The organism is Pleomorphomonas oryzae DSM 16300 (genome assembly GCF_000422965.1).
GTDB lineage: Bacteria > Pseudomonadota > Alphaproteobacteria > Rhizobiales > Pleomorphomonadaceae > Pleomorphomonas > Pleomorphomonas oryzae.
On sequence record NZ_AUHB01000007.1, the window covers coordinates 63538 to 88124 of the forward strand.

At 64.2% G+C, this 24587-nt stretch carries 22 protein-coding genes and 3 pseudogenes; 6 read left to right on the forward strand and 19 right to left on the reverse strand.

Going from position 1 to position 24587, the window contains the following annotated elements:
* Positions 1 to 2: 2 nt before the first annotated feature.
* The 11 genes and pseudogenes from holA to G522_RS0113140 all read right to left on the reverse strand — a co-directional run bounded on the left by holA (position 3) and on the right by G522_RS0113140 (position 12403).
* Positions 3 to 1049 (reverse strand): DNA polymerase III subunit delta, encoded by a 1047-nt coding sequence (gene holA, locus G522_RS0113095; protein WP_026791434.1) that lies wholly within the window; start codon positions 1047 to 1049, stop codon positions 3 to 5.
* 4 nt (positions 1050 to 1053) lie between these two features.
* Complete coding sequence (gene lptE / locus G522_RS0113100; RefSeq protein ID WP_026791435.1) at positions 1054 to 1593, reverse strand: LPS assembly lipoprotein LptE; 540 nt, start codon at positions 1591 to 1593, stop codon at positions 1054 to 1056.
* On the reverse strand, positions 1580 to 4198 hold the full coding sequence (gene leuS / locus G522_RS0113105) for a leucine--tRNA ligase (RefSeq protein ID WP_026791436.1): 2619 nt from the start codon (positions 4196 to 4198) through the stop codon (positions 1580 to 1582). Before leuS ends, lptE begins: the two co-directional genes overlap by 14 nt.
* A 181-nt stretch (positions 4199 to 4379) precedes the next feature.
* A complete protein-coding gene (locus G522_RS0113110) occupies positions 4380 to 5222 on the reverse strand; it encodes an NmrA family NAD(P)-binding protein (RefSeq protein WP_026791437.1) in 843 nt (280 codons plus the stop codon).
* Positions 5223 to 5302: 80 nt separating this feature from the next.
* Positions 5303 to 5791, reverse strand: coding sequence for a 2-thiouracil desulfurase family protein (locus tag G522_RS0113115; RefSeq protein WP_026791438.1), 489 nt, complete (start codon positions 5789 to 5791; stop codon positions 5303 to 5305).
* 78 nt (positions 5792 to 5869) lie between these two features.
* Positions 5870 to 7297, reverse strand: a pseudogene (locus G522_RS30775) (DNA translocase FtsK); the annotation flags it as partial.
* An 801-nt stretch (positions 7298 to 8098) separates the two neighbouring features.
* Positions 8099 to 8713 (reverse strand): annotated as a pseudogene (locus G522_RS30780) (DNA translocase FtsK 4TM domain-containing protein); the annotation flags it as partial.
* Positions 8710 to 9906 (reverse strand): aminotransferase class I/II-fold pyridoxal phosphate-dependent enzyme, encoded by a 1197-nt coding sequence (locus tag G522_RS0113125; RefSeq protein WP_026791439.1) that lies wholly within the window; start codon positions 9904 to 9906, stop codon positions 8710 to 8712. The gene G522_RS0113125 and the pseudogene G522_RS30780, both read right to left, overlap by 4 nt.
* A 125-nt stretch (positions 9907 to 10031) precedes the next feature.
* Positions 10032 to 10370, reverse strand: a complete 339-nt coding sequence (locus tag G522_RS0113130) for a P-II family nitrogen regulator (RefSeq protein ID WP_026791440.1) — start codon at positions 10368 to 10370, stop codon at positions 10032 to 10034.
* A gap of 242 nt (positions 10371 to 10612) precedes the next feature.
* Positions 10613 to 11959 (reverse strand): ammonium transporter, encoded by a 1347-nt coding sequence (locus tag G522_RS0113135; protein ID WP_026791441.1) that lies wholly within the window; start codon positions 11957 to 11959, stop codon positions 10613 to 10615.
* 105 nt (positions 11960 to 12064) lie between these two features.
* Positions 12065 to 12403: a P-II family nitrogen regulator gene (locus G522_RS0113140; protein ID WP_026791442.1), complete on the reverse strand. Its 339-nt coding sequence runs from the start codon at positions 12401 to 12403 to the stop codon at positions 12065 to 12067.
* 403 nt (positions 12404 to 12806) lie between these two features.
* Between G522_RS0113140 and G522_RS0113145 the strand changes: the two genes are divergently transcribed.
* The gene (locus tag G522_RS0113145) at positions 12807 to 14036 is read left to right on the forward strand and encodes a ubiquinone biosynthesis hydroxylase (RefSeq protein ID WP_026791443.1); all 1230 of its coding nucleotides are present in this window, start codon (positions 12807 to 12809) and stop codon (positions 14034 to 14036) included.
* Positions 14037 to 14047: 11 nt separating this feature from the next.
* Here G522_RS0113145 and G522_RS0113150 read toward each other — a convergent pair whose 3' ends face one another.
* Entirely contained in the window at positions 14048 to 14599 is a 552-nt protein-coding gene (locus G522_RS0113150) for a L,D-transpeptidase family protein (protein WP_036839236.1), read from the reverse strand.
* Positions 14600 to 14774: 175 nt separating this feature from the next.
* Here G522_RS0113150 and G522_RS0113155 point away from each other — a divergent pair, with 175 nt between their 5' ends.
* Both G522_RS0113155 and G522_RS0113160 read left to right on the forward strand, forming a co-directional pair.
* A complete protein-coding gene (locus G522_RS0113155; RefSeq protein ID WP_026791445.1) occupies positions 14775 to 15458 on the forward strand; it encodes a response regulator transcription factor in 684 nt (227 codons plus the stop codon).
* 168 nt (positions 15459 to 15626) lie between these two features.
* Positions 15627 to 16088 carry a Crp/Fnr family transcriptional regulator gene (locus G522_RS0113160; protein WP_026791446.1) on the forward strand — a complete coding sequence of 154 codons (462 nt, stop codon included), beginning with the start codon at positions 15627 to 15629 and terminating at the stop codon, positions 16086 to 16088.
* A 6-nt stretch (positions 16089 to 16094) separates the two neighbouring features.
* Here the strand turns inward: G522_RS0113160 and G522_RS0113165 are convergent, their stop codons facing one another.
* The 7 genes and pseudogenes from G522_RS0113165 to ffh form a co-directional block, all read right to left on the reverse strand.
* On the reverse strand, positions 16095 to 16907 hold the full coding sequence (locus G522_RS0113165) for an exodeoxyribonuclease III (RefSeq protein WP_026791447.1): 813 nt from the start codon (positions 16905 to 16907) through the stop codon (positions 16095 to 16097).
* 91 nt (positions 16908 to 16998) lie between these two features.
* Positions 16999 to 17394 (reverse strand): annotated as a pseudogene (gene rplS / locus G522_RS26725) (50S ribosomal protein L19); the annotation flags it as partial.
* A 156-nt stretch (positions 17395 to 17550) separates the two neighbouring features.
* Positions 17551 to 18261, reverse strand: a complete 711-nt coding sequence (gene trmD, locus G522_RS0113175) for a tRNA (guanosine(37)-N1)-methyltransferase TrmD (RefSeq protein WP_026791448.1) — start codon at positions 18259 to 18261, stop codon at positions 17551 to 17553.
* Positions 18258 to 18803, reverse strand: a complete 546-nt coding sequence (rimM, locus tag G522_RS0113180; RefSeq protein WP_026791449.1) for a ribosome maturation factor RimM — start codon at positions 18801 to 18803, stop codon at positions 18258 to 18260. Before rimM ends, trmD begins: the two co-directional genes overlap by 4 nt.
* A 74-nt stretch (positions 18804 to 18877) precedes the next feature.
* Positions 18878 to 19237, reverse strand: a complete 360-nt coding sequence (rpsP, locus tag G522_RS0113185) for a 30S ribosomal protein S16 (RefSeq protein ID WP_026791450.1) — start codon at positions 19235 to 19237, stop codon at positions 18878 to 18880.
* A 46-nt stretch (positions 19238 to 19283) separates the two neighbouring features.
* Entirely contained in the window at positions 19284 to 19577 is a 294-nt protein-coding gene (locus G522_RS0113190; RefSeq protein WP_026791451.1) for a chorismate mutase, read from the reverse strand.
* Positions 19574 to 21136 (reverse strand): signal recognition particle protein, encoded by a 1563-nt coding sequence (ffh, locus tag G522_RS0113195; RefSeq protein WP_026791452.1) that lies wholly within the window; start codon positions 21134 to 21136, stop codon positions 19574 to 19576. Before ffh ends, G522_RS0113190 begins: the two co-directional genes overlap by 4 nt.
* Before the next feature lie 377 nt (positions 21137 to 21513).
* Here ffh and dapF point away from each other — a divergent pair, with 377 nt between their 5' ends.
* From dapF to mtaB, 3 genes are all read left to right on the forward strand, one after another.
* On the forward strand, positions 21514 to 22365 hold the full coding sequence (dapF, locus tag G522_RS0113200; RefSeq protein ID WP_026791453.1) for a diaminopimelate epimerase: 852 nt from the start codon (positions 21514 to 21516) through the stop codon (positions 22363 to 22365).
* A gap of 27 nt (positions 22366 to 22392) precedes the next feature.
* On the forward strand, positions 22393 to 23235 hold the full coding sequence (locus G522_RS0113205) for a class I SAM-dependent methyltransferase (RefSeq protein WP_026791454.1): 843 nt from the start codon (positions 22393 to 22395) through the stop codon (positions 23233 to 23235).
* Positions 23236 to 23322: 87 nt separating this feature from the next.
* A complete protein-coding gene (mtaB, locus tag G522_RS0113210) occupies positions 23323 to 24579 on the forward strand; it encodes a tRNA (N(6)-L-threonylcarbamoyladenosine(37)-C(2))-methylthiotransferase MtaB (RefSeq protein WP_026791455.1) in 1257 nt (418 codons plus the stop codon).
* Positions 24580 to 24587 lie beyond the last annotated feature (8 nt).

Genomic DNA, 24587 nt, shown 5'->3' on the forward strand with positions numbered 1-24587 from the left:
CGTTATCGGCGGCGACGGCCAGCCGCCTGATCGGCGGCACGGGCCAGCGTCAAAAGCGTTTCGCCAACAATATCGGCGGCGAGCGCCTGATTGAGGCGCGCGTCGCGCGCGGCTTCGCCCAGCACGACAATCGCCCTGGCGAGCCGGGCGGGCGGCCAAAGGCCAAGCGCCACCTCAACCTTGCCTTTCCGCTTGAAGAACACCGGTGGCCGCGCGCCATTGACCGCATCGCCCGGAGACACGCCGGCGTCGACAGCGGCGCGCAGCTCGTCGAGCAGCATGAAATGCCGAAGCGCCGCGCCGGCGATCTGACCGGCGTCGACGCCTTCGGACCGCGCCTTGGCCAAGCCTTCGACCAGCACTGCCAAAGCTCCGCCAGCAGCAGCATCGATCACTTCATCGATCGCGAAGGTCGAGCTGTCTCCGATCAGCACCTCGACGTCGGCAGACGTGATGGCACCCCTGCCATGGGCATGCAGGCAAAGCTTCTGAATCTCACCACGCGTCATCAGCCGGTCGCCGCCGAGAAGCGACACCAGAAGCGCCCGCGCCTCCGGTGCGATGGAAAGACCGGCGGCCTTCACTTCCTCATCGACCAGCGCACCGACCGACCGTTCATCATCGACAAAGCAGGGGATGGCATAGGCCCGGCTTTCCTGCTCGAAAAGCACGCGAAGCGGATTGGATTTCTTGAGATCGCCCGCCTCGACGATGACGGCCGTATCAGGCGGCGGTTCCTTGAACAGCGCGCGGAAGCGGTTAGCGAGATCCGCGCGACCGCCTCCGTCCCTGAGAAGAATCGCCCGCCGACTTGAAAACATCGACACCGCGTATGCCTCGTCGGCGAGCCGCGTCGGATTGGCCGTCAGTTCGGATGCCTCGATGCGGACCAAGGCAAAGGGATCACCGGGATCGGAGAAGGCCGCGGCGATCGTTTTGGCCCGTTCGGAAACAAGGCCGGTATCCGGCCCGTAGACCAGATAGAAAGCCACGTCCTGCGGCGGCCGCGCAACGAGGCGATCGGCCTCCTGGGCGCGCGCGGCCACCATCGTCTCAAGCCTTCTTCTTGCCGATCAGCGCCGAAGAAAGACGCAGGCGAATATCGGCCGCCGCAGCACGAGCCGCCCGCTCCTCGGCATCCCGTTCGGCGCGAACGTTGGCATAGCGCTGCGAGGTCACGTCGAAGGAAGAGGTGGTGTAGACGTTGTCCGACGTGATGACCTGGCCGGTGGCAATTTCGGTCAACGTGTAGGTCGTTGTCAGGGATACCAGCTTGGCCACGGCAATATCTTCGCTGGCCCGAATGGCGAGGTCCGAAACCCGCGTCGTCAGGATGAGATGCAGGCGATATTTCGGTGTCACCAACGCGCTACCGCCGCGCAGCTGGAAGATCAGCTCGTTCATCAGAGCCTGCGGTATACGATCGGTCTGCGCCTCGACCGCGATCGAGGCGAGCTCGGTGATCATTGCCGGATTGTCGCCCATCGCCGACGAGCCAACCGGCGCGTAGACGGGCCGCACCTGGCAAGCGGCGACAAGGCTGACGACCGCGAGCAGCAGCGCGCTGCGGCGGAAGAGATCAGACGACCACATTGACGATCCTCTGGGCGACGACGATGATCTTCTTCGGACTCTTGCCGTCGAGCGCCTTGATCACGGCTTCGAGCTCCAACACCTCGGCCTCCACCTCGGCGGGCGAGGCGGTACGTGCCACAGTAACGTCGGCGCGCTTCTTGCCGTTGACCTGCACCGGCATGGTCACCTCGTCCTCGACGAGCAGCGCGCGGTCGACCGTCGGCCAATCGGCGAGCGCAACCAAGCCGTCGTGGCCAAGCGCCGCCCAGCTCTCTTCGGCAAGATGCGGCGTCATCGGCGCCATCATGCGGACGAGCAGGCCGGTCGCCTCGATCAGCGCGGCAGTGGCGACGCCGTCGGCAGCCAGCAGCGTCTTGTCATTGGTGAGCGCCGTAGCAAGCGCATTGACCAGTTCATAGATCTTGGCCAGCGCCACGTTGAAGCGCAATCCCTCAAGATTCTCTTCGACGGCGGCCAGCGCCTTGTGGGCCGCCTTGCGCAGAGAAAGCGCGAGCTTGTCGCCACCCTCGGCACGGTCGGCCGTCGGAACCAGTTCGGAGGCTTCCGAGACGATACGCCAGACGCGTTGCAAGAAGCGCGCGGTACCCTGAGCACCAGCCTCTGTCCACTCGACGTCACGCTCCGGCGGACTGTCGGACAGCATGAACCAGCGGGCGGTATCGGCGCCGAAGCTGTCGATGATGTCAGTCGGATCGACGATGTTCTTTTTCGACTTCGACATCTTCTCGATCGGGCCGATCTTGACCGGCGCACCGGAAGAAAGCAGCCGCGCCTTGCGCGCGCCGGCCTCCTCGATGACCTCGACGTCGGCCGGCGACAGCCATTCGCCGCTTTCCGACTGATAGGTCTCGTGAACCACCATGCCCTGGGTGAACAGGCCGCGGAACGGCTCGTCGAAGCCGACGTGGCCGCACTTTTTCATCGCGCGGGTGAAGAAGCGCGAATAGAGAAGATGCAGAATGGCGTGCTCGATGCCGCCGATGTACTGGTCGACCGGCAGCCAGGCATTGACAACGTCCGGCACGGTCGGCGTCTGGGCGCGCGGCTCGGTGAAGCGGCTGTAATACCAGGACGAGTCGACGAAGGTGTCCATGGTGTCGGTCTCGCGCCGAGCCGGCTTGCCGCACTCGGGACAGACGCACTTGGTGAAGGTCGGATGGCGGTCGAGCGGATTGCCGGGACGGTCGAACTCGACATCCTCAGGCAAGCGCACCGGCAGATCCTTGGCTGGCACCGGCACCACGCCACAGCTCTCGCAGTGGATGACCGGGATCGGACAGCCCCAGTAGCGCTGGCGCGAGATGCCCCAGTCCCGCAGGCGATAGTTCACCTGCCGCTTGGCCGCCAGCGCGCCGTGAAGCATCGTGGACTCGAGTTTGCTCGCCACGAGATCCTTGGCAGCCTCCACGTCCATGCCGTCGAGAAAGTCGGAATTGAACAGCTTGCCGTCGTCGGTATAGGCAACGTCGCCTACCGCAAAGGCGGCGGGATCGACGCCTTCCGGCAGCACCACCGGCGTGACGGTGAGGCCGTATTTGCGGGCAAAATCAAGGTCGCGCTGGTCGTGGGCCGGGCAGCCGAAGATGGCGCCGGTGCCGTAATCCATCAGCACGAAATTGGCGATATAGACCGGGTAGCTCTTGCCGTTGAACGGGTGCTTCACCGAAAGACCGGTAGCCAGTCCCTTCTTCTCGGCTGTTTCGAGCGCTGCCGCCGAGGTACCGATGCGCCGGCACTCCTCACAGAAGGCGGCAACTGCGGGATCCTTATCGGCCAGCGCCTTGGAAACCGGATGGTCGGCGGACAACGCCAGGAAGCTCATGCCGAACAAGGTGTCCGGACGCGTGGTGAACACCTCGATGGTCGGCTCGGCAGCAACCGCCGGTCCGTCGATCTCGAAACGAACCCGCAGGCCTTCCGACCGGCCGATCCAGTTCTTCTGCATGGTCCGAACCTTTTCCGGCCAGCGATCGAGCGAATCGAGGGCGGACAGCAGTTCGTCGGAGTAATCGGAGATCTTCAGGAACCACTGGGTCAGCTCGCGCTGCTCGACCAGCGCGCCGGAGCGCCAGCCGCGGCCGTCGATCACCTGCTCGTTGGCGAGCACGGTCATGTCGACCGGGTCCCAATTGACCTTGGATTTCTTTCGGTCGACGAGGCCGGCCTTCATGAAATCCAGAAACAGCTTCTGCTGCTGCGTGTAGTAATCCTCGTCACAAGTGGCGAACTCGCGGCTCCAGTCGAGCGACAGGCCTATGCTCTTCAGCTGGCCGCGCATCGCCGCGATATTTTCATAGGTCCACGTCTTCGGATGGACGTGGCCCTTCATCGCCGCGTTTTCGGCTGGCATGCCGAAGGCGTCCCAGCCCATCGGATGCAGGACATTGAAGCCCTTGGCGCGCTTGTAGCGGGCGACCACGTCGCCCATGGTGTAGTTCCGCACGTGCCCTATGTGAATGCGGCCGGACGGATACGGAAACATCTCTAGAACGTAATATTTGGGACGCGGATCGTCGTTCTTCGTCTCGAACACCCGGGCCTCGTTCCAGGCCCTCTGCCAGCGCGTTTCCGCTTCGCGCGCATTATATCGCTCGGTCGCCATCGTCTCGTCTTCTGCTCTGATCCACGCCAGTCGCGGGTCGGCGGCGCAAGGGCACGCGGCCGCGCGAAAAACTCACGGCATGACCATCATCAGAAACGGTCCCTAGGGTCAATGCTTTGGAGCATCGCAGCCGGCGTTTTCCGTCCGGCCACGGCAGGGTCGGATAAATTGAGCAAGAAAATCAGGCGCCGACAAAGTCGGTCGCGTGATCCTTGACGAAGGCTTCAAAGAAGCGAGGCGGCCGGCCGGTCATCTTCTCGACGGCTGGGCTGACGATCGATGCCTTGCCGTCCCGGATGGTGTCGAACTCGGCAATCCGCTCGGCAATCTGCTGCTCCGGCACGCCTTCAGCGGCAAGCCGGGCCTCATAATCGGCAGCGGCGATCGGCCGGAAGGTGACTCGACGACCCGTGACATGACTCATCACTTCTGCGGCGCGCGACAACGGAAGGGCCGCGGGGCCGGTGAGCACCAGGGTTTGCCCATCGAAGTCGGAACTGATCAGCGCGATGGCGGCCGCCGCCGCCACATCACGACCATCGACGAAGCTGATCAGCCCCTCGTCGGTCGGCAGCGCCAGTTCGCCCTTGTTCACGTCGTCCTTCCAGACTGTTCGGAAATTGTCGGCGAACCAATTGGCCCGGAGGATGACGAAAGGAAGACCGGAGTTCTCCAGGACCTGTTCGAGACGGCGATAGGGATTGTCCTCCGACGCGTCGGCGGCGATGGTGGACAGGAGCACGGCCTTGATTTTGCGGTCGACCACATGCCGCATCACCGGCATCAGCGCGGCGATGACGTCGAGCGGCGCCGATGGCATCAGAACGAAGACGCGATCGACCCCTTCGAACAGCGGCGCGATACTTGTGGGATCGCGGAAATCGAACCGCAACACCTCGGCATTGGGATGCGTCTGCCCGTCCAGCGCGGCCGCCTTCACGGTTTCGCCTTTCGCCACCAGTTCGGAAACGACCAACTGGCCGATGGTGCCGGTGGCGCCGAGAACGAGGATGCTGTCTGCCATGGGGGGGCTCCATCAGAAAGTTCGTTCCGACCGGACGGCCGGCACAAGAAACAACGCCCTCACCCCATGTCGGGTTCCCGCTACGCTTCGCTTCCGATCGCCGCCGCAAGACGATCGATCTCGTGGTCGGCGTAGACGCCGATGCCATGCGCGGCGAGAAGTGCGGCGGTGACGCCGGCTCCGACCAGCCGTCGCCCAGAAAAAGTGCCGTCGTAGATTTGGACACTGCCGCATGACGGGCTACGGTCGATGAGAAGGGCGTGAGCGCAGCCGCTGCGACGGGCAAGATCGAGCGCCGCCTTGGCGCCGGCAATGAAGGCGGCCGTCACATCCTCGCCTGTGGCAGTCACCACGCGCGCCCGTCCGGCCAGTACGTCGGCGCCGGAGCCGCCGGCGATTTCCGCGGCCGGCCGAGGCACGGAAAGCTCACCCAGCAGTTCGGGGCAGACCGGCACCAGCCGCCCTTCGGCCTGCCAGCGGTCAAGGCGCGGATCGTCAAGCCGCTTGCCATTGCCGTCGTAGCGAACAGGCCGGCCAAGCAGGCAGGCGGAAATCAGAATACGGTCCATCGGCATCACCGCTGGTATGAAAAAGGGCGCCTTCCCGCTTGAGGAAGACGCCCTTTGTCTCGTTCATCAGCGCCGCCGTCAATCTTCCTCGGCGCGCATCAGGATTTCGCGCTTGCCGGCATGGTTGGGCGGGCCGACCAGCCCTTCCTTTTCCATTCGCTCGATGAGCGAGGCGGCCCGATTGTAGCCGATGCCAAGCCGACGCTGGATATAGCTCGTGGTGGCGCGCTTATCGCGTAGCACCAGCGCCACTGCCTGATCGTAGAGATCGGCATTCTCATCGAGTGGAGCGGCGTCGCCGCCGCCGCTTTCTTCCTCATCGTCCGCCGTGATGGCATCGAGATAGTCGGGCGTTCCCTGGGTCTTGAGATGGGCGACGATCGCTTCCACCTCGCCATCGGAGACGAACGGACCGTGCACGCGCTGGATGCGGCCGCCGCCCTGCATGTAGAGCATGTCGCCCTGCCCCAGCAGTTGTTCGGCCCCCTGCTCGCCGAGGATGGTCCGGCTGTCGATCTTCGACGTCACCTGGAAGGAAATGCGCGTCGGGAAGTTGGCCTTGATGGTACCGGTAATGACGTCCACCGACGGACGCTGCGTCGCCATGATGACGTGAATGCCGGCAGCGCGCGCCATCTGCGCGAGGCGCTGTACCGCCCCTTCGATTTCCTTGCCGGCCACCATCATCAAGTCGGCCATTTCGTCGATGATGACGACGATGAACGGCAGCGGCTTGAGCTCCATCTCTTCGGTTTCGAAGATCGGCTCGCCGGTTTCCTTGTCGAAGCCGGTCTGAACGGTGCGATTGATGCTCTCGCCGCGTTCGATCGCTTGCGCCACGCGGGCGTTGAAGCCCTCGATGTTGCGCACGCCGACCTTGGACATCTTCTTGTAGCGGTCCTCCATCTCGCGGACCGTCCACTTGAGCGCCACCACCGCCTTGCGCGGATCGGTGACCACCGGCGTCAGAAGGTGAGGAATGCCGTCGTAGACCGACAGTTCCAGCATCTTCGGATCGATCATGATCAGCCGGCATTCCTCCGGCGTCATCCGGTAGAGAAGGCTGAGGATCATGGTGTTGATCGACACCGACTTGCCCGAGCCGGTGGTGCCGGCCACCAGCATGTGTGGCGTGCGGGCGAGGTCGATGATGACCGGTTCCCCGCCGATGGTCTTGCCGAGCGCCAACGCCAGCCGGCCCTTGAACTTCTCGAAATCCTGGCTGGCGATCAGCTCGCGCAGATAGACCATCTCGCGCCGCTGGTTGGGCAGCTCGATGCCAATGGCATTTTTGCCGGGGATGACGGCCACGCGGGCGGCGACCGCGCTCATTGAGCGGGCGATGTCGTCGGCAAGGCCGATGACACGGGACGACTTGATACCGGGCGCCGGCTCCAGTTCGTAAAGCGTGACCACGGGACCTGGACGAACGTTGAAGATTTCGCCCTTGATGCCGAAGTCCTCAAGCACACCCTCCAGCAGCCCGGCATTTTGTTCGAGACTGTCGGGCGTATACTGGACACCATTGCCGCCCTTGGGCTCGGCGAGCAGATCCATGGCCGGGAACTCGAAACGGCTCTCGTCGAGCAACGACAATTGCGTGCCGCCCTTGGCACGCTTGCCGGGCTGCATCGGCGGCGCCGGCGCTTTGACGCGTGCCGAGGGCTTTTCCGGCTGGGCTGCGGGCTTGCCGATTTTCGAAGCGGGGCCGCGAAGCGGGGTTGGGCGGGCCTCATAGGTACGCGGTGCCGGCGCCACGGCGACCGGCTGCGGTGGTGCGATCAACTCCGTCTCGTCATAGTCGGATAGACGGTCGTCCATGGCGAATGGCGGCGAATCCTCGTCGTCCTCATCGTCCAGGACCGGTTCCGGGGCCACTGCGGCGCGCGACCGTTCCGCCGGAGAGAAAGACGGCTCCACCCGGCCACCGCGCCGTTCGGCAATCGGCGGCTCATAGTCGTCTTCATCGTCCTCGACAGGCTGCGCGACCGGGCGCGACCGGGCGGCGAGCGTCGGTTCGGCTCTACGGGTCACCGGTGGCTCATAGTCGTCCTCGTCCTCATATTCCTCGCCTGGGTAGGCGAAGGCGGGACGACGGAACAGGCGGCGGGCCAGACTTGCGCGCAGCGTCAGCCACCAGTGGCCGGCAACGCCAATGAGAGCGCCCAGCCGGCTTTCGCGTCCTTCCTCATCCTCGTCATCGTCCTCATCATCAATGACGGCAGGCGCCTTGGTGCCGATGCGGTGACCAGGCACACCAGAGGCATAAATCATGGCGGCGAGCGCCAGGGGGCCCGTGATGATCAGCACGACAAGGCGTAGCGTGTCGGTCAGCACCCCATTGTTGAAAGCGGCCGGCAGTTGCAGCACGAGGTCGCCGATCGCACCGCCCAGGCCGGTCGGCAGCGGCCAACCGGTGGTGGGAGGCAGCGCCGCCATGAAGGCGGCACCAATCAGCGTGCCGATCAGCCAACCGATCAGCCTGTTCCGGGCCACATGCGGGATGCGACCGATGGTCAGCTGCCAGCCCCAGATCACCACCGGCGCCAGGAACAGCGCGGCGTTGAGGCCGATGAGCTGCATGATCAGGTCGGCGGTTACCGCACCGACCGAGCCCATGACGTTGCGGGTCGGCCCGTCGGCGATATGGCTCCAGCTCGGATCGTCGACCGACCAGGTGGCAAGCGCCGCTGACAGGGCTGCAACGCCGGCGATCAACAGCAAACCGGAGGCACCGGCTATATTGCGCAGCATCGCCTGCCGCATGCGGTCCTCGCGGGTCGGCGCCGCACGCCGCATCCGCTGGTCGAGGTCCTTCAGATTGGCAGCACGGCGCGCATTGACAGGACGTGGCTCGTAAGGCCCATCGAGCCGGTTGCCGGCCTCGCGAAGGCGGGGACTGGTTCTCATCTCTGCTCTCATGACAGAACCTCCGAGAGACGGCTCAGCGCCTCGCGACTCGTCTCAAGGCTTTCGACCATAGCGATTCGAATGAAATCGCGGCCCGGATTGATACCATTGGCATCGGTGGCCGACAGATAACCGCCGGGCACCACTTTGACGCCCTTCTCTTTCCAGAGCCGAGCCGCCACATCTTCACCACCGCCCCAGCGACCGACATCGAGCCATAGAAAGAAGCCACCGGGCGGCACGAGATCGGGGAATCGGTCGCCGAGAATCTGCTGAGCGACGTCATATTTCAGATCGTAGAGACGACGATTTTCAATGACATGCGCCTCGTCGGCCAGTGCGGCGACGGCCACTGCCTGGATTGGCATCGGCACCTGCGGCGCCGTGACGTTGCGCAGGGCCGCCCAGGCCTTCAGGAAGGCGGGATCGCCGATGGCGAAACCGCATCGAGCGCCGGCAAGGTTGGAGCGCTTGGACAGCGAGTTGAAGGCGATGACGCCCAAGAGATTTCCTCCGGCATCGAGCGCGGCGGACAACACACCGTCCGGCGCCCGACCGCGCCAGATCTCCGAATAACATTCATCGGAAAACAGCAGGAAACCGTAATCGCGGGCCAACCGGACAAGGCCCTCGAGCCTCGCGCGATCGGCCACCGCCCCCTGCGGATTGGCCGGGCTGGCATGAAAGGCAGCAACCGTGCGGGCAAGCAGATCGGCCGGCAGCCTTTCGAAACGCGGGAGAAAACCGTCTTCCTGACCGGCGGCGACCAGCACCGGTTCGGCGCCGGCCGCCTCAGCGGCGGCGGCATAGACGGCGTAAAACGGGTTGGGCAGCAGGATGGCCGGACGCGGTCCCTTGCTCGTCCCGGCAAGCCGAACGGCGGTCAGCGTTGCGTGAAATAAACCCTCACGCGACCCATTGAGCGGCAGCACGCCGTCATCGCGATCGATCGTGCCATCGGCAAGCCCAAATCGCCGCTCCGCCCAGCCGGCAACGGCAGCGCGGAAGGCGGGCGTGCCTTTGATTGGCGGGTAGCGGACGAAATCGGCCAGGGCGCCGGATAGCACCGGGCCGACGAAATCCGGCACCGCATGACGCGGTTCGCCCACCGACACATCGATCGGCGAACAGCCCGGCTCGACGCCGGCAATCAGCCGGCCGAGACGCTGAAAAGGAGAAAGAGGAAGCGGCACACTGGACGACATGAACACCAGAGCTCGGGCAACGGGTGATTCGGCCCACCACCCAAGAGCGGCCGGACCTTTTCATTCTGCCGGCCACTCTAGGCATCCATGGTTAAACGCGCTTTAACCTTGCCGTCGTCCTCGCCTCAGAGTGCTTCTTCATCCTGCTCGCCGGTGCGAATGCGCAAGGCTCGCTCGATGGAATAAACGAAAATCTTGCCGTCGCCGATCTGGCCGGTTTTGGCCGCCGCCGCGATGGTTTCCACTACCTTTTCGGCTTCGACGGCCGGCACTGCCACCTCGATCTTCAGCTTGGGTAGAAAGCTGACGGCATATTCAGCGCCGCGATAGATTTCGGTGTGGCCTTTCTGGCGACCGTAGCCCTTGACCTCGGTGACCGTCAGGCCATGAACACCGAGCGAGGTCAAGGCGTCTCGAACCTCGTCGAGCTTGAAGGGCTTGATGATGGCCATCACGATCTTCATGGGGCACCTCTTTATAGTCTGTCTCGCGATTGCAGGCGGTGGCGGATCGCCTCCGGTCGATAGTACGACCATAGCGTGACGAACGCATGCGCCAAGAGGGAAATAGGGCGAAAGCCATCCTATCCGCGAACTTCCGTGGCGATTGCGCCCAAAGGATGAGCCCCTTCAATAATCTAACCCTAAAAGCCGACGGGCGGACCCCTTTCGGAATCCGCCCGCCAATGTCCTCGAGGTGGTGAGGCTCAGTTGTAGGCGCGCTCGCCGTGGGTGGTGACGTCCAGACCCTCGCGCTCGGCCGTCTCGGTGACTCTGAGACCGACAATCGCCTTGACGATGGTGAGAGCAATTACCGACACGACGCCAGAGACCACGATGCAGACGATGACAGCGACGATCTGCGCGGTGACCTGGGTACCGAAGCCGGGGTAGCTGGCATAGATGCCACCGAGCGACGGATTGGCGAACACGCCGGTCAGGATGGCACCGACGATACCACCGACGCCATGCACACCGAACACATCGAGCGCATCGTCATAGCCGAACTTGGACTTGACCCAGGTTGCGGCCCAGAAGCAGATCGCACCGGCGGCAAGACCAATGATGATCGCGCCGAACGGGCCGGCGGTGCCGCAAGCCGGGGTAACGGCGACGAGACCGGCGACCACACCCGAGGCGCCGCCCAGAAGCGAGGCATGACCGCGGGTCAGCCACTCGGCGAACGGCCAGGCGATACCGGCCGCAGCGGTGGCAACGATGGTGTTGACAAGCGCGAAGCCGGCGACGCCGTCAGCGGCAAGTTCGGAGCCGGCGTTGAAGCCGAACCAACCGACCCACAGCAGCATGGCGCCAATATAGGTCAGCACGAGGTTGTGCGGGGCGAAGTTGTCGCGGCCGAGGCCGATACGCTTGCCACCCATGATGGCGATGACGAGACCAGCGATACCGGCGTTGATGTGCACCACGGTGCCACCGGCGAAGTCGAGGGCGCCCCAGGTGCTACCGAGATAGGAGCCGGCGCCACCCCAGACCATGTGAGCCATCGGCAGGTAGGCGAAGGTGAACCACAGGATCAGGAAGAAGATGATCGCCGAAAACTTAACGCGCTCGGCCGAGGCACCGATGATCAGCGCCGGCGTGATGCAGGCGAAGGTCATCTGGAAGGCCACGAAGACGATTTCTGGAATGGAACCCGAAACCGAGGCGGGCGTGATGCCGGCCAGCATGACCTTGTCGAGCGTACCGATGAACGGCGACAGGCTGGTCGGTGTGCCCGGCATGGTGAAGGCGATGGAGTAGCCGTAGGTAATCCACAAAATGGCCATCACGGCAAAGCCGACGAGGCATTGCATCAGGATCGACAGCACGTTCTTGGAACGCACGAGACCGCCGTAGAACAGCGCCAGCGCCGGCACCGTCATCATGACGACCAGAACGGTGGACACCAGCATCCAAGCGGTGTGACCGGGATCGGCGGTGGGAACCGGAGCAGCCGCCGCCGCAGGCGCCACAGCGGCGTCCTGGGCAAAAGCCGCGGCGGCCGAAAGCGCCAGTACCGGCGCAGCCGCGAGAAGTGGCTTGAGATATTTCATCAAAATCCTCTTGGATCGGTTATCGACTTTCCGCCCGACGGTCGTGCCTCAAGACAAGAGCGAAGGCGGCGTGCCTCGGAAGCCCGACCGGGCCTCCCAAATGGGTCAGAGCGCTTCGCCGTCGGTCTCGCCGGTGCGAATGCGGACGGCGTGTTCGATGGAAGTCACGAAGATCTTGCCGTCGCCGATCTGGCCGGTCTTGGCAGCCGACGAAATGGCTTCGACGACCTTGTCGACCTGATCGGTGGCGACTGCCACCTCGACCTTCAGCTTGGGCAGGAAGCTGACGGCATATTCGGCGCCGCGATAGATTTCGGTATGGCCCTTCTGGCGGCCATAACCCTTGACTTCCGTCACCGTGAGCCCGTGCACGCCGAGGGCGTTCAGCGCATCGCGTACCTCGTCCAGCTTGAAGGGCTTGATAATGGCCATGACGATTTTCATGGGGTTCCTTCCATCGATTGGTCCCTCGGACCGAACGCGCACCCCCGCGATGCGCCCCGTCGTGGAACTCGATGCCCTCAATAGAATCAATCTTTGTGCCAAGCCGACCGTTGACGCGGCAGATTCTGCTTTCCCTTAACCAAACGCCTTGTTTTCGCCGGTTTTGTCGGCGCCCCGGCGAGCCTCTATGACCAATTCCCCGGCAAAAATCCGAATGTGCTCATCCTGAAATCAGGGAGTAGGCCTGCGCTTGCCTAATTGATGGGCAGTAATTGCCCGTATGGAGCGCCATCGCTGGCCAATCCGTTTGAAGCCGCACACAAAGTCACCACCTTTGCTTGGCCATGATCCGCAATCCTACTATGCTGGTCTGGTCATCAGGCCAAAACAAAGGGAAAACGAGATGACCGAAACAGTCGACAAGGTGGACGTGCTGGTCGCCGGTGGCGGTTATGTCGGTCTTTCGGCAGCCCTGGCGATCGCTGCCTCGGTACCCGGCGCCCGGGTGGCGTTGGCCGACCCGCGTCCTTGGCGCGACGCATCGGGCGATCTGCGCGCTTTCGCCGTCGCTGCGGCCGGTCGTCGTATGCTGGCTGCGCTCGGCATCTGGGACAAACTCGTCGACGAGGCCGAACCGGTCCGCGAGATGATCGTCACCGATTCTCGCCTCGACGATCTGATCCGGCCGGTTTTCCTGACTTTCGAACGGCAGGACGATGGCGAACCCCTCGCCCATATGCTGCCGAACGGCCCACTGGTTGCTGCGCTCGGCGCCGCGGCCGAGACGGCCGGGGTCCGATTCCTGACGCCGGACAGCGTTCTGGCGACCGAACCGGCCTCAGGCGGCCGCCGCGTTACGCTGACCTCTGGCAAGACGCTCATCGCTTCGCTGGTGGTGGCCGCCGATGGTGCCCGCTCCCGCCTGCGCGCCGAAGCCGGCATTGGCATCAATTCCTGGAGCTATGGTCAGTCGGGCATCGTCGCCACCATCGAGCACGACCGGCCCCACGAAGGACGCGCCGAGGAACACTTCCTGCCGGCCGGCCCCTTCGCGGTCCTGCCGCTCAAGGGCGGCACCCGCTCGTCTCTGGTCTGGAGCGAACGAACTGACATCGCCGAGCGTCTGGTTGCCGGCGCTCCCTTCCTGTTCGATGCCGAGTTGGTTCGCCGTATCGGTCACCGCCTTGGCGAACTGCGCGTCGTTGGCCGGCGGCAAGCTTTTCCGCTCGGCTTGACGCTCGCTCGGCGCTTCACCGCCGATCGGCTGGCGCTGATCGGTGACGCAGCGCACGCCATTCATCCGATAGCCGGTCAGGGGCTGAATCTTGGCTTCAAGGACGTGGCGGCATTGGCCGAAGTCGTGGCCTTGGCCTTGCGGGCCGGTCGTGACCCCGGCACCGTCGACATACTCGATGACTATCAGCGCTGGCGCGGTTTCGACACGCTGCGCATGGCCGCAATGACCGATGGACTGAACCGGCTGTTTTCCAACGACTTTGCGGCCTTGCGGCTGGTCCGCGACTTCGGCCTCGGCCTCGTCGATCGATTGCCGCCGATGAAACGCATTTTTGCCAATGCCGCGGCCGGCGCGCCGGGACCATCGCCCCGCCTTGTTGCCGGTGAGCCGATCTGAGAGGCGGGCCGCTAACCGAAAGCGATCGATGTCCGCGTGGATAGTCGTGGCAGCAGCCTCAACATGTCGGCGCGGCTCAGCGCAAGACAACCGGCGGTCGGTCGGAAGTCGGCCTGCGCGACATGAAAGAAGATGGCGCTGCCGCTGCCTCGAACGCGGGGCCTCAGATTGAAATCCAAGACCATCACCACGTCATAGGCGTGATCGTTGCGCCACATCGCCTCATGACTTCCCGGATAGGGGCGGCGAACCGGTCGATTGTAGTTCCGGTCGCTGGGATCATCGCACCAACCATCGTCCGGCCGGAGCGGAAGCAGCGGCACGCCGGCGCGCGGCCGCACCCTGAAGCGATCCGGTCGGTAAAAGCCGCCGACGATGCGAAATTGACCGCGCGGACTTGCTCCGTCGCCCTCGCGTTTCCGGGCCGTCAGCCCCGATCGGCCAATGGCGGCCGCCAGATCTACCCCTGCACCGATGAAGCGCCCAGACGAGGCGCGGTCCGACCTCACGCGAACGTGAAGGAGCGTGACCGCAGACCGCTTCGGTTTCAACTTGCCGTGCATATTTTCCGCCTTGCTTGACAGATGGTCGCGAAGGACCGACAGACGGTATAATTTTGTGAAGTATCCGGCCCGCCGTGATAATCTGGCAGAGATCGGATGAATCGCCAAGCCGGCGCGATGCACCTCGAAGACGAGAGGCGGGCCACCGGAGGCGATCGTCTTTGACGGGGATGACATGACCGCTCGAAAAATTCTGATCGTCGACGACGACCCGGACCTTCGTGAAGCGCTGCTCGAACAGCTTTCGTTGTTCGACGAATTCGAGCCGATCGAGGCGGAAACCGCGACCAAGGGCATGCAGCTAGCGCGCACGGCTCACGTCGACCTGGTGCTGATGGATGTTGGCCTACCCGACATGGATGGTCGTGAAGCGGTCAAAATCCTCCGAAAGGGCGGGTTCGCTGCGCCGGTCATCATGCTGACCGGCCATGACACCGACAGCGACCAGATCCTGGGCCTTGAGGCCGGCGCCAACGATTACGTCGCCAAGCCCTTCAAGTTCGCTGTTCTTCTCGCCCGTGTGCGCGCCCAGTTGCGCCAGCATGAGCAGTCGGAAGAGGCCGTGTTCACCATCGGGCCCTACACCTTCCGCCCCTCGGCCAAGCTTCTGGTCGATAGCAAGGGCGGCAAGATTCGCCTGACCGAAAAGGAAACTTCAATTCTGAAGTTCCTTTATCGTGCCGGCGACAAGGTGATCACCCGTGACGTCTTGCTGCACGAAGTCTGGGGCTACAACGCCGGCATCACTACCCATACGCTCGAGACGCACATCTACCGGCTGCGCCAGAAGATCGAAAAGGACCCGGCCAACGCCCAGCTCCTGATAACCGAGGGCGGTGGCTACAAGCTGGTGCCCTGACGCCCAGACCCTTCGGGGTGGAAAACCCAGCCTGCGCCAGCGGGCTGGGGATTGGGCGGTTAACCTTCTGCGAGCGGCATGCTAGGGAATCTGCGTCGCGTGCCGTGTGGGCGGCACGTGATTGACAGGTTCCGTCGCTTTATTTGACCCGCCCGCGCCAGGCCTTCCATGAGTCTCGAGTCCGATATCAAGCTGCTCGGCACGGTGTCCATGCTCTCCGATTTCACGGAGGACAAGCTGCGCCTGCTCGCCTTCTCGTCCGAGAATCGCGATTTCCGGGACGGGCAGCGCCTCTATTCGGCTGGCGATCGGGCCGATTGCGCCCATGTGGTGTCTTCGGGCGAAGTCGCGCTGTTTCCGCCGGGGGATGCCGAAACTGCAGCCGAGGTGGTAGGCCGCGGCGCGCTTCTCGGCGGTCTCGCACTGATCGTCGACGGCGAGCGGACGATGACTGCGGTGGCACGTGGCCGGGTCGAGACCATTCTCATCCGCCGGCCGCTGTTCCGCCGCATGCTGGACGAGTTTCCAGAAATTGCCGCTGGCCTGCACCGCCGCCTGTCGGCAAACGTCCGCGACACCACCTCGCGGCTGATGACGGTGCGTGATCGCCTCGACCGGCTCGGCAAATAGTCCCGATCAGACCTCGATATTGACCATTACCGGCGCATGATCGGATGGACGATCCCAATCGCGCGCATCCTTTAGAATCCGGAAGTCGCTCACGCGTTCGGCCATATCGGGATGAGCCCAGATATGATCGAGCCGTCGGCCCTTGTCGGCCGCGCGCCAATCCTTGGCGCGATAACTCCACCAGGAATAGAGCTTCTCCTCGAGTGGTACGAACCGTCGGGCAATATCGACATAGCCAACCGCTGCCCGGACTGCCTCGAGCTTTTCGCATTCGATCGGCGTGTGGCTGACGATCTTGAGAAGCGCCTTGTGCGACCAGACGTCGTGTTCGTGGGGAGCAACATTGAGGTCGCCCACCACCACGTCTGGCAGACCATCCGTCGCCGTCGGCAGGAAGTCCTTCATCTCGTCGAGGAATCGCAGCTTGTGATCGAACTTCGGGTTGATGTCGATGTCCGGTTCGTCGCCACCCGCCGGAACATAGAAATTATGGACCCGAAAGGCGGAGTTTCCCTCGCCGATCACCGCGGAGATGTGACGGGGATCACCCACCTTTTCGCAGAACTCGCGAACCTGGACGTCACCGAGCGGCAGACGCGACACGATGGCCACGCCGTGGTAACCACCACGGCCACCATTCAGCGCAATGTGCTCATAGCCGAGCTTGCGGAAATCGGCAGCCGGAAACTGGCCGTCCTGGCACTTGGTTTCCTGCAGGAACAGCACGTCGGGCTCCGCCTCATTGAGCAGCCGCTCGACGATGAGGCGGCGCATGCGGACGGAATTGATGTTCCAGGTGGCGATCTTGACCTGTCTCATGGGCTTTCGGGATCTCCGGATGCGAAAAGGCCCGCGTGCAAAGCGCGCGGGCCCGGAACGATCAATCAGCCGTGGGCTGAGCTCACTTGTCGGCCTTGGCAGCGTCGTTGAGCTTGCGGGCGCGGGCATTGGTCGCCTCGAAGATACGGGCCGCCTTGCCGCGCAGATCGCGCAGATAGTAGAGCTTGGCCCGGCGCACCTTACCGCGGCGCACCACCTCGAGCGAATCGATCATCGGCGAGTAGACCGGGAAGACGCGCTCGACGCCCTCGCCGTAAGAAATCTTGCGAACGGTGAAGCTCTCGTTGAGGCCACCACCCTTGCGGGCGATGCAGACGCCTTCGTAGGCCTGCACGCGGGTACGGGTACCTTCCGTGACCTTCACGTTGACGCGAACGGTATCGCCGGGGGAGAACAGGGGCAGCTCGCGCTGGGCCTTGACCACGGCCATCTGCTCGGCCTCGAGCTCCTGGATGATCTTGCTCATCTTTGGATTCCTTCTTTTTCCTGAGCCGACCAGAGCGCCCGAAACATCGTCACAGCGAACGAAGGGGCGTTACGTCAATCAACTATGGGCGGGGTTCCTACACGAGGCCGACAGGTTTGTCGACCACTTCCGCCCAGATTCTTTGCCCAAAAGCCATCATTTCCGGCCTTTGGTCGCGCGATGTACCGCCCAGAGGTCAGGCCGTCGCTCCGCCGTCACCTGCTCGGCGTCGGCGCGGCGCCAGGCGTCCACTTTCGCGTGGTCGCCGGACAGCAGCACCGGGGGGATAACCTCGTCCTCGAATACCGGCGGCCGGGTGTATTGGGCATGCTCGAGAAGGCCTTCCTCGAAGCTCTCGGCGAGACCGGAAAGGTCGTTGCCCATCACGCCCGGCAGCAGACGCACGACCGCGTCGAGAAGCACGATGGCCGCGACCTCGCCGCCGGAAAGCACGTAATCGCCAATCGACACCTCTTCGAGCCGCCGACGGCTGATCACCCGCTCGTCGACGCCCTCGAAGCGGCCACAGATGATCACCACACCTGGACCGGCGGCGAGTTCGCGCACGCGTGCCTGCTTGAGCGGAGCTCCGCGCGGCGTCATCAGAAGGCGCGGCCGAGAATCGTCCGGTGGTGACACCGCATCGATGGCGCGCGCCAGCACGTCGGCGCGCATCACCATGCCGGGGCCGCCACCGGCCGGCGTATCGTCGACGTTGCGGTGTCGGCCTTCCGCGAAGTCGCGGATCTGAGTGGCCGTGAGCTGCCAGCCGCCTTCGCCGAGTGCCCGACCGGCAAGGCTCACGCCCAGCGGGCCGGGAAACATCTCCGGATAGAGCGTCAGCACGTCGGCGGCAAAGCCGGTCACGGGGTCTCCTCCTCGTCCGGTTCACCACCCTCTTCGAGCAGACCTTCCGGCGGCGCGATGATGGCCTTGCCGGCGGAAAAATCGAGGGTGGGAACAATGGCGCGGGTAAAGGGCACATAGACCGACGTACCACCTGGGCGCCGCACGTCGAGGAGATCGTCGGCCCCGAAGTTGACCACCTCTGTCACGGTCCCGACCGCTTCCCCAGCCACCGTCTCAACGGCAAGACCAATCAGATCGACATGATAGAACTCGTCCTCGTCGGGCGGCGGCAGTGCCGAGCGATCGACATGAAGCTTGGTGCGATTGAGCTTTTCGGCCGCGGTGCGGTCGGTTACCCCCTCGAAGGTGACAACCAGCATGTCGTCCTTGAGATGCCGCAGCGACTTGACGCGGAAGATGCCGCCCCGGTTGTCATACAGAGGCCCGTAGTCGGCTATTGCCAGGGGATCGGCGGTATGCGCCTTGACGCGCACCTCGCCACGGATGCCATGCGCGGCGCCGATCTCGGCGATCAGAACGGACTTTTGCGGCTCGGCCACGGCGGGTCTCCGGCAATGAAAAGGACCGCCCCGCGGGGCGGGACGGTCCCTTATGGGATGATATCAGACCGAAATCACTCGGTCGGAGCTTCGGCGGCGGCAGCCTTCTCGGCACGCTCGGCAGCGCGCTCCTTGGCCTTCTCGCCCTGCTCGGCCTTCTTCGGGTTGCTGCGAGCCGGACGGTTGGCCAGACCGGCCTTGTCGAGGAAGCGCAGCACGCGATCGGTCGGCTGAGCGCCCTGGTCGAGCCAGTACTTGGCGCGATCGGCGTCGAGCACGACGCGGTTCTCGGCGTCGTCGGCCAGCATCGGATCGAAGGTGCCGATCTTCTCGATGAAGCGGCCGTCGCGCGGCGAGCGGGCGTCCGCGATGACGATCGAGTAGTGCGGGCGCTTCTTGGCGCCGCCGCGGGCGAGACGCATTTTGAGGGACATTGGGGGTACTCCAGCTTGGTTTGTCTTAAGGTGGGGGAGGCGCCGCCTAGCGGCGAAGCGCCTCGTGGTGCCTGATCACTTCCGTGATGATGAAGTTCAGGAATTTCTCGGCAAAATCCGGATCGAGCCGGGCATCGGCAGCCAACGCCCTCAACCGTTCGATCTGGACCTTCTCCCGCGAGGGGTCGGCCGGCGGCAGGCTATGCTCGGCTTTGAGCCGGCCGACCTTTTGCGTGCACTTGAAACGCTCGGCGAGGAGATGAACCAACGCCGCGTCGATATTGTCGATCGAGCCGCGCAGTTCCAGGAGCTCGGCCATCACTGGATCAAGCGTCGTCATTTCTTCGGCCCTTTCGGCAAGCCGGGAAGCCCCGGCAATCCTGGCAGACGACCTCCCGGAAGGCCGGGCAGACCGGAGAGGCCGGGTGGCAATGCACTTGGCAAGCCAGGCGGCAGACCGCCCTTGCCACCAAGACCGCCGCCCATGCCCATGTCGCGGGCCATCTTTTCCAGTTGGGCCGGATCCATCTTCGAAGGATCGGGCATGCCGCCACCCATCATGGCGCCGAGCTTGCCGAGGCCGCCGAACAGGCCACCCTTCTGCTTGCCCATCGCCTTCATCATGTCGGCCATCTGCCGGTGCATTTTCAGCACCTTGTTGACGTCGGAAACGTCGGTACCGGAACCGGCGGCAATACGCTTGCGGCGCTTGGCATCGATAAGGGCGGGCTTGGCTCGCTCCTTCTTGTTCATCGACTGAATGACGGCGAGCTGGCGCTTCAGAAGGTGGTCGTCAAAGCCGGCAGCGGCCAGCTGGTTCTTCATCTTGCCCATGCCGGGCATCAGGCCGAGGATGCCGTTCATGCCGCCGAGCTTCTGCATCTGTCCGAGCTGATCGGCGAGGTCGTTCATGTCGAACTCGCCCTTGCCCATCTTGGCGGCCATCTTGGCCGCCTTCTCGGCGTCGATATTGGCAGCAGCCTTTTCGACCAGCGCCACGATATCGCCCATGCCGAGAATGCGATCGGCCACCCGCTGCGGATGGAAATCCTCCAGCGCGTCGGCCTTTTCGCCAACGCCCATCAGCTTGATCGGCTTGCCGGTGACGGCGCGCATGGACAGCGCCGCACCGCCGCGGCCGTCGCCGTCGACACGCGTCAGCACGATACCGGTAATGCCGATCTGGCTGTCGAAGGCGCGCGCCGTATTGACGGCGTCCTGGCCGGTCAGCGCGTCGGCAACCAGCAGCACTTCGTGCGGCTGGGCGATGCGCTTGACGTCGGCCGCCTCGTTCATCAGCGCGTCGTCGACGGTGACACGGCCGGCGGTGTCGAGCAGCACCACGTCAAAGCCGCCGAGCCGGGCCGCCGTCAGCGCCCGCGCGGCAATTTCCTGCGCCGACTGTCCGGCCACGATCGGCAGCGTATCGATGCCGTTCTGCTCACCGAGAACCTTCAGCTGCTCCATGGCCGCCGGACGCCGGGTGTCCAGCGAGGCCATCAGCACTTTCTTGCGCTGGCGCTCGGTGAGGCGGCGGGCGATCTTGGCTGTCGTCGTCGTCTTGCCCGAGCCCTGCAGGCCGACCATCAGGATGGCCACCGGCGCCGGTGCTTCAAGATCGATCGGCTGAGCGTCCGAGCCAAGCATCTCCACGAGCTGGTCGTGGACGATCTTGACCACCATCTGGCCTGGCGTGACCGACTTCACCACATCGACGCCGACGGCGCGGTTCTTCACCTTGTCGATGAAGGACTTGACGACATCGAGCGCCACGTCGGCTTCAAGGAGAGCCCGCCGCACCTCGCGCATGGCTTCCGCGACGTCGGCCTCCGACAGCGCACCGCGACGGGTGAGCTTGTCGAAAATGCCGGCAAGGCGATCGGAAAGGCTTTCAAACATCGGCGGTCCTCGTCGAACGGTCTGTCGGACCGCTCATATGGCCTCGGCCTCCACGAAACCCAAGCGCCGCGAGCATCCGCGGGCGCGACGCGCTGGCGGATGTTGACCTCCGAGATCGTGCCCCGGTCGGCGGCTCGGCTGTCGTAACAGGACGAGAATGGACGGCCATTAGCGGCAAGGCGGCGCCGAGTCAAGGAAAACCGGTCATTTGTGCCGGGCCTCAGTCACCGGCGGCGACATCCGTCGCCTTGGCTTTCGCACTTCATGCGGGCGCCCGCTTGGCGCCGGAAGCCGCATGTGCGACTTCGAACGATACCGGCCCGCTTCCGCTGTCGCCACCAATCGGCTAATGATGGCAGAGAATTGAGAGAACGGCGATGAGCATCCCCTACGTCAAGATGAATGGCATCGGCAACGAGATCGTCGTGCTCGATCTGCGTGGCCGCCCGGAGACCGTGACGGCCGACGCCGCCCGCGCCATCGGCGCCCAGGAGCCATTCGATCAGTTGATGGTTCTCTACGCCCCACGCCGACCAGATACGCTCGCCTATATGCGGATCTTCAACATCGATGGTTCCGAGAGCTTTGCCTGCGGCAACGGCACGCGCTGCGTCGGCACGCGCCTGTTCCAGGCGGGAGTACCCTCGCCCTGCTTTGTCGAATCGCGCGCCGGTATCCTGCGCATTGCCCAGGCTGACAACGGCCTTGTCACCGTCGACATGGGCGAACCGCACTTTGCCTGGAACGACATCCCGCTCGCCGAGCCGTTCGCCGATACCCGCGCCATCGAGTTGCAGATCGGGCCGATCGACGCGCCCATCCTGCATTCGCCTTCGGTTGCCAACATCGGCAACCCTCACGCCATTTTCTGGGTGGACGATGTCGAGGCTTACGACCTTGCCGCCATCGGACCCATGCTGGAAAACCATCCGATCTTTCCCGAGCGCGCCAACATCTCGCTCGCCCACGTCACATCATCCGACACGCTAACGCTGAAGGTTTGGGAACGCGGCGCCGGGCTGACGCGCGCCTGCGGCTCGGCCGCCTGCGCGGCTGCCGTCTCGGCCGCCCGTACGCGGCGTACCGGCCGCAAGGTGCGCGTGACGCTTCCCGGAGGCGACCTCGTCATCGACTGGACGGCGGAAAACCGCATCCTGATGACCGGGGCCACCGAATTCGAGCACGACGGCCTGCTGCCGGACGTTATCTTCGAACCCGCCGTCGCCTGACGTGGCTTATTTTATGGAGGCGGTTCCTTGGAACACCGCACCGCCAGTAACACAGCCCAAGTCGTCGCAGCCCTGCGCGCAGCGCACCAGACCCAAGACGACGGCCGGATATTCCGCGATCCATTCGCCGAGGACATGCTCGGGCCGGAAGGCGCTCCATTGATGATGGGCCTTCCGATCATCCCCGGCTATCGGACGATGCGCTTCCTCATGGCCGCCCGCAGCCGATATGCCGACGATGCTTTGGCTGAGGCGGTGGAACGCGGCTGTCGGCAGGTGGTGATACTCGGTGCCGGCCTCGACACCCTCTCTCTCCGCAATCCCCATCGCGCAGCGGGCCTTCGCATCTTCGAGGTCGATCATCCGTCAACCCAGGCCGACAAGCGCCGCCGCCTCTTGCGCTTCGGACCGAGGCTGCCGGCCGGTCTCACGCTGATACCGGCGATATTCGGCGAGAATGACATTGGCGCGGCGCTGGCAGCGGCCGGCTGGCAGGCAGGCGAGCCAACCTTCTTTCAAATGCTCGGCGTCGTCATTTACCTGCCAACAGCAGTAAGACAGGCGGTTTTTCGTTTTATTGCCAACCTCCCAGGCTCCGAAATCGTCCTCGACTATACGACGACGCCGGAAGACCAGGACCCCAGAGGTCGTGCCGTCACCGAGAAACTGATGGCCGAGGCAGCCAAGACCGGCGAACCCTGGCTCGGTCTCGTCACGCCGGCGACGCTTGCCACCGAACTCGCCAATTTCGGGCTGTCCGATATCGAAGATCTCGACCTGCAAGGGCTTCGGCAGCGCTATCTTGGCGAGCCCTCGACGGACGGCGGGGAATTCGGCCCGCATGTCCTGCACGCTCGTCGTCCGGCGTGAGCCGCCCTGGCGTGCGGTTTCCGCTCTGGCAATTTCCGCGCCTTTCCGCCATATAGCCGGTCTGAACATCAGCATCGGAACGAAAGCATGGCGATCGAAGTGATCACTTTCGGCTGCCGCCTCAACACGGCGGAATCGGAAGTGATGCGACAGAAGGCGGTCGAGGCGGGCCTTTCCGAGGCCGTGCTAGTCAACACCTGCGCCGTTACCGGCGAAGCCGTGCGCCAAGCCAAACAAGCGATCCGCCGCGCGCGACGCGCCAATCCCGCTGCCCGCATCGTCGTGACCGGCTGCGCCGCCCAGACCTCGCCCGAGCTGTTTGCCGGCATGGCCGAGGTCGATCTGGTGGTCGGCAACGCCGACAAACTCACCGAGGCAGCCTATCAATCGATCCCTGATTTTGGCGTTTCGGCAGAGGAAAAGACCCGCGTCAACGACATCATGAGCGTGCGCGAGACGGCGCTGCACCTCGTCGACGGATTCGAAGGCCGCACCCGCGCTTTCGTGCAGGTTCAGAACGGCTGCGACCATCGCTGCACGTTCTGCATCATCCCCTTCGGTCGGGGCAATTCCCGCTCGGTGCCGATGGGCGACGTGGTGGCCCAGGTGCGCCGCCTCGTCGAGAATGGCTACGCCGAGGTGGTGCTGACCGGCGTCGATCTCACCTCCTATGGCGACGACCTCCCCGGCATCCCTCGCCTCGGCCGCCTGACCCGGTCCATCCTGAAGGAGGTGCCGGAGCTTTCTCGCCTGCGCATCTCGTCCATTGATTCGATCGAGGCCGATCCTGACCTGATGGCGGCCATCGCCGAGGAAGAGCGGCTGATGCCGCATATGCATCTGTCGCTCCAGCATGGCGACGACCTGATCCTGAAGCGCATGAAGCGCCGGCATCTGCGCGCCGACGCCATCCGCTTCTGCGACGAGGCGCGGCGCCTCAGGCCCGATATGGTGTTCGGCGCCGATATCATCGCCGGCTTCCCGACCGAAACCGAGGCGATGTTCCAGAACTCGCTCGCCATCGTCGACGACTGTGGCCTTACCCACCTTCACGTCTTCCCCTATTCGCCACGTCCAGGTACGCCGGCTGCCCGCATGCCACAAGTAGAGAGGGCGGAAATAAAGCATCGCGCCTCCAGGTTGCGCGATAAGGGCGACATCGCGTTCCGCGCCCACCTCGACGCCGAGGCCGGCCGGCATCACGCCGTGCTGGTCGAAAAGGACGGACTGGGCCGTACCGAACAGTTCACGCTCACCGAGATCGACCGTGGCGTGCCCGGCGAAATCGTGCCGGCCGTCGTGACTGGTCGTACCGACCGTACTCTCATTTCCAAAGCCGCCTGAGGCGAAGG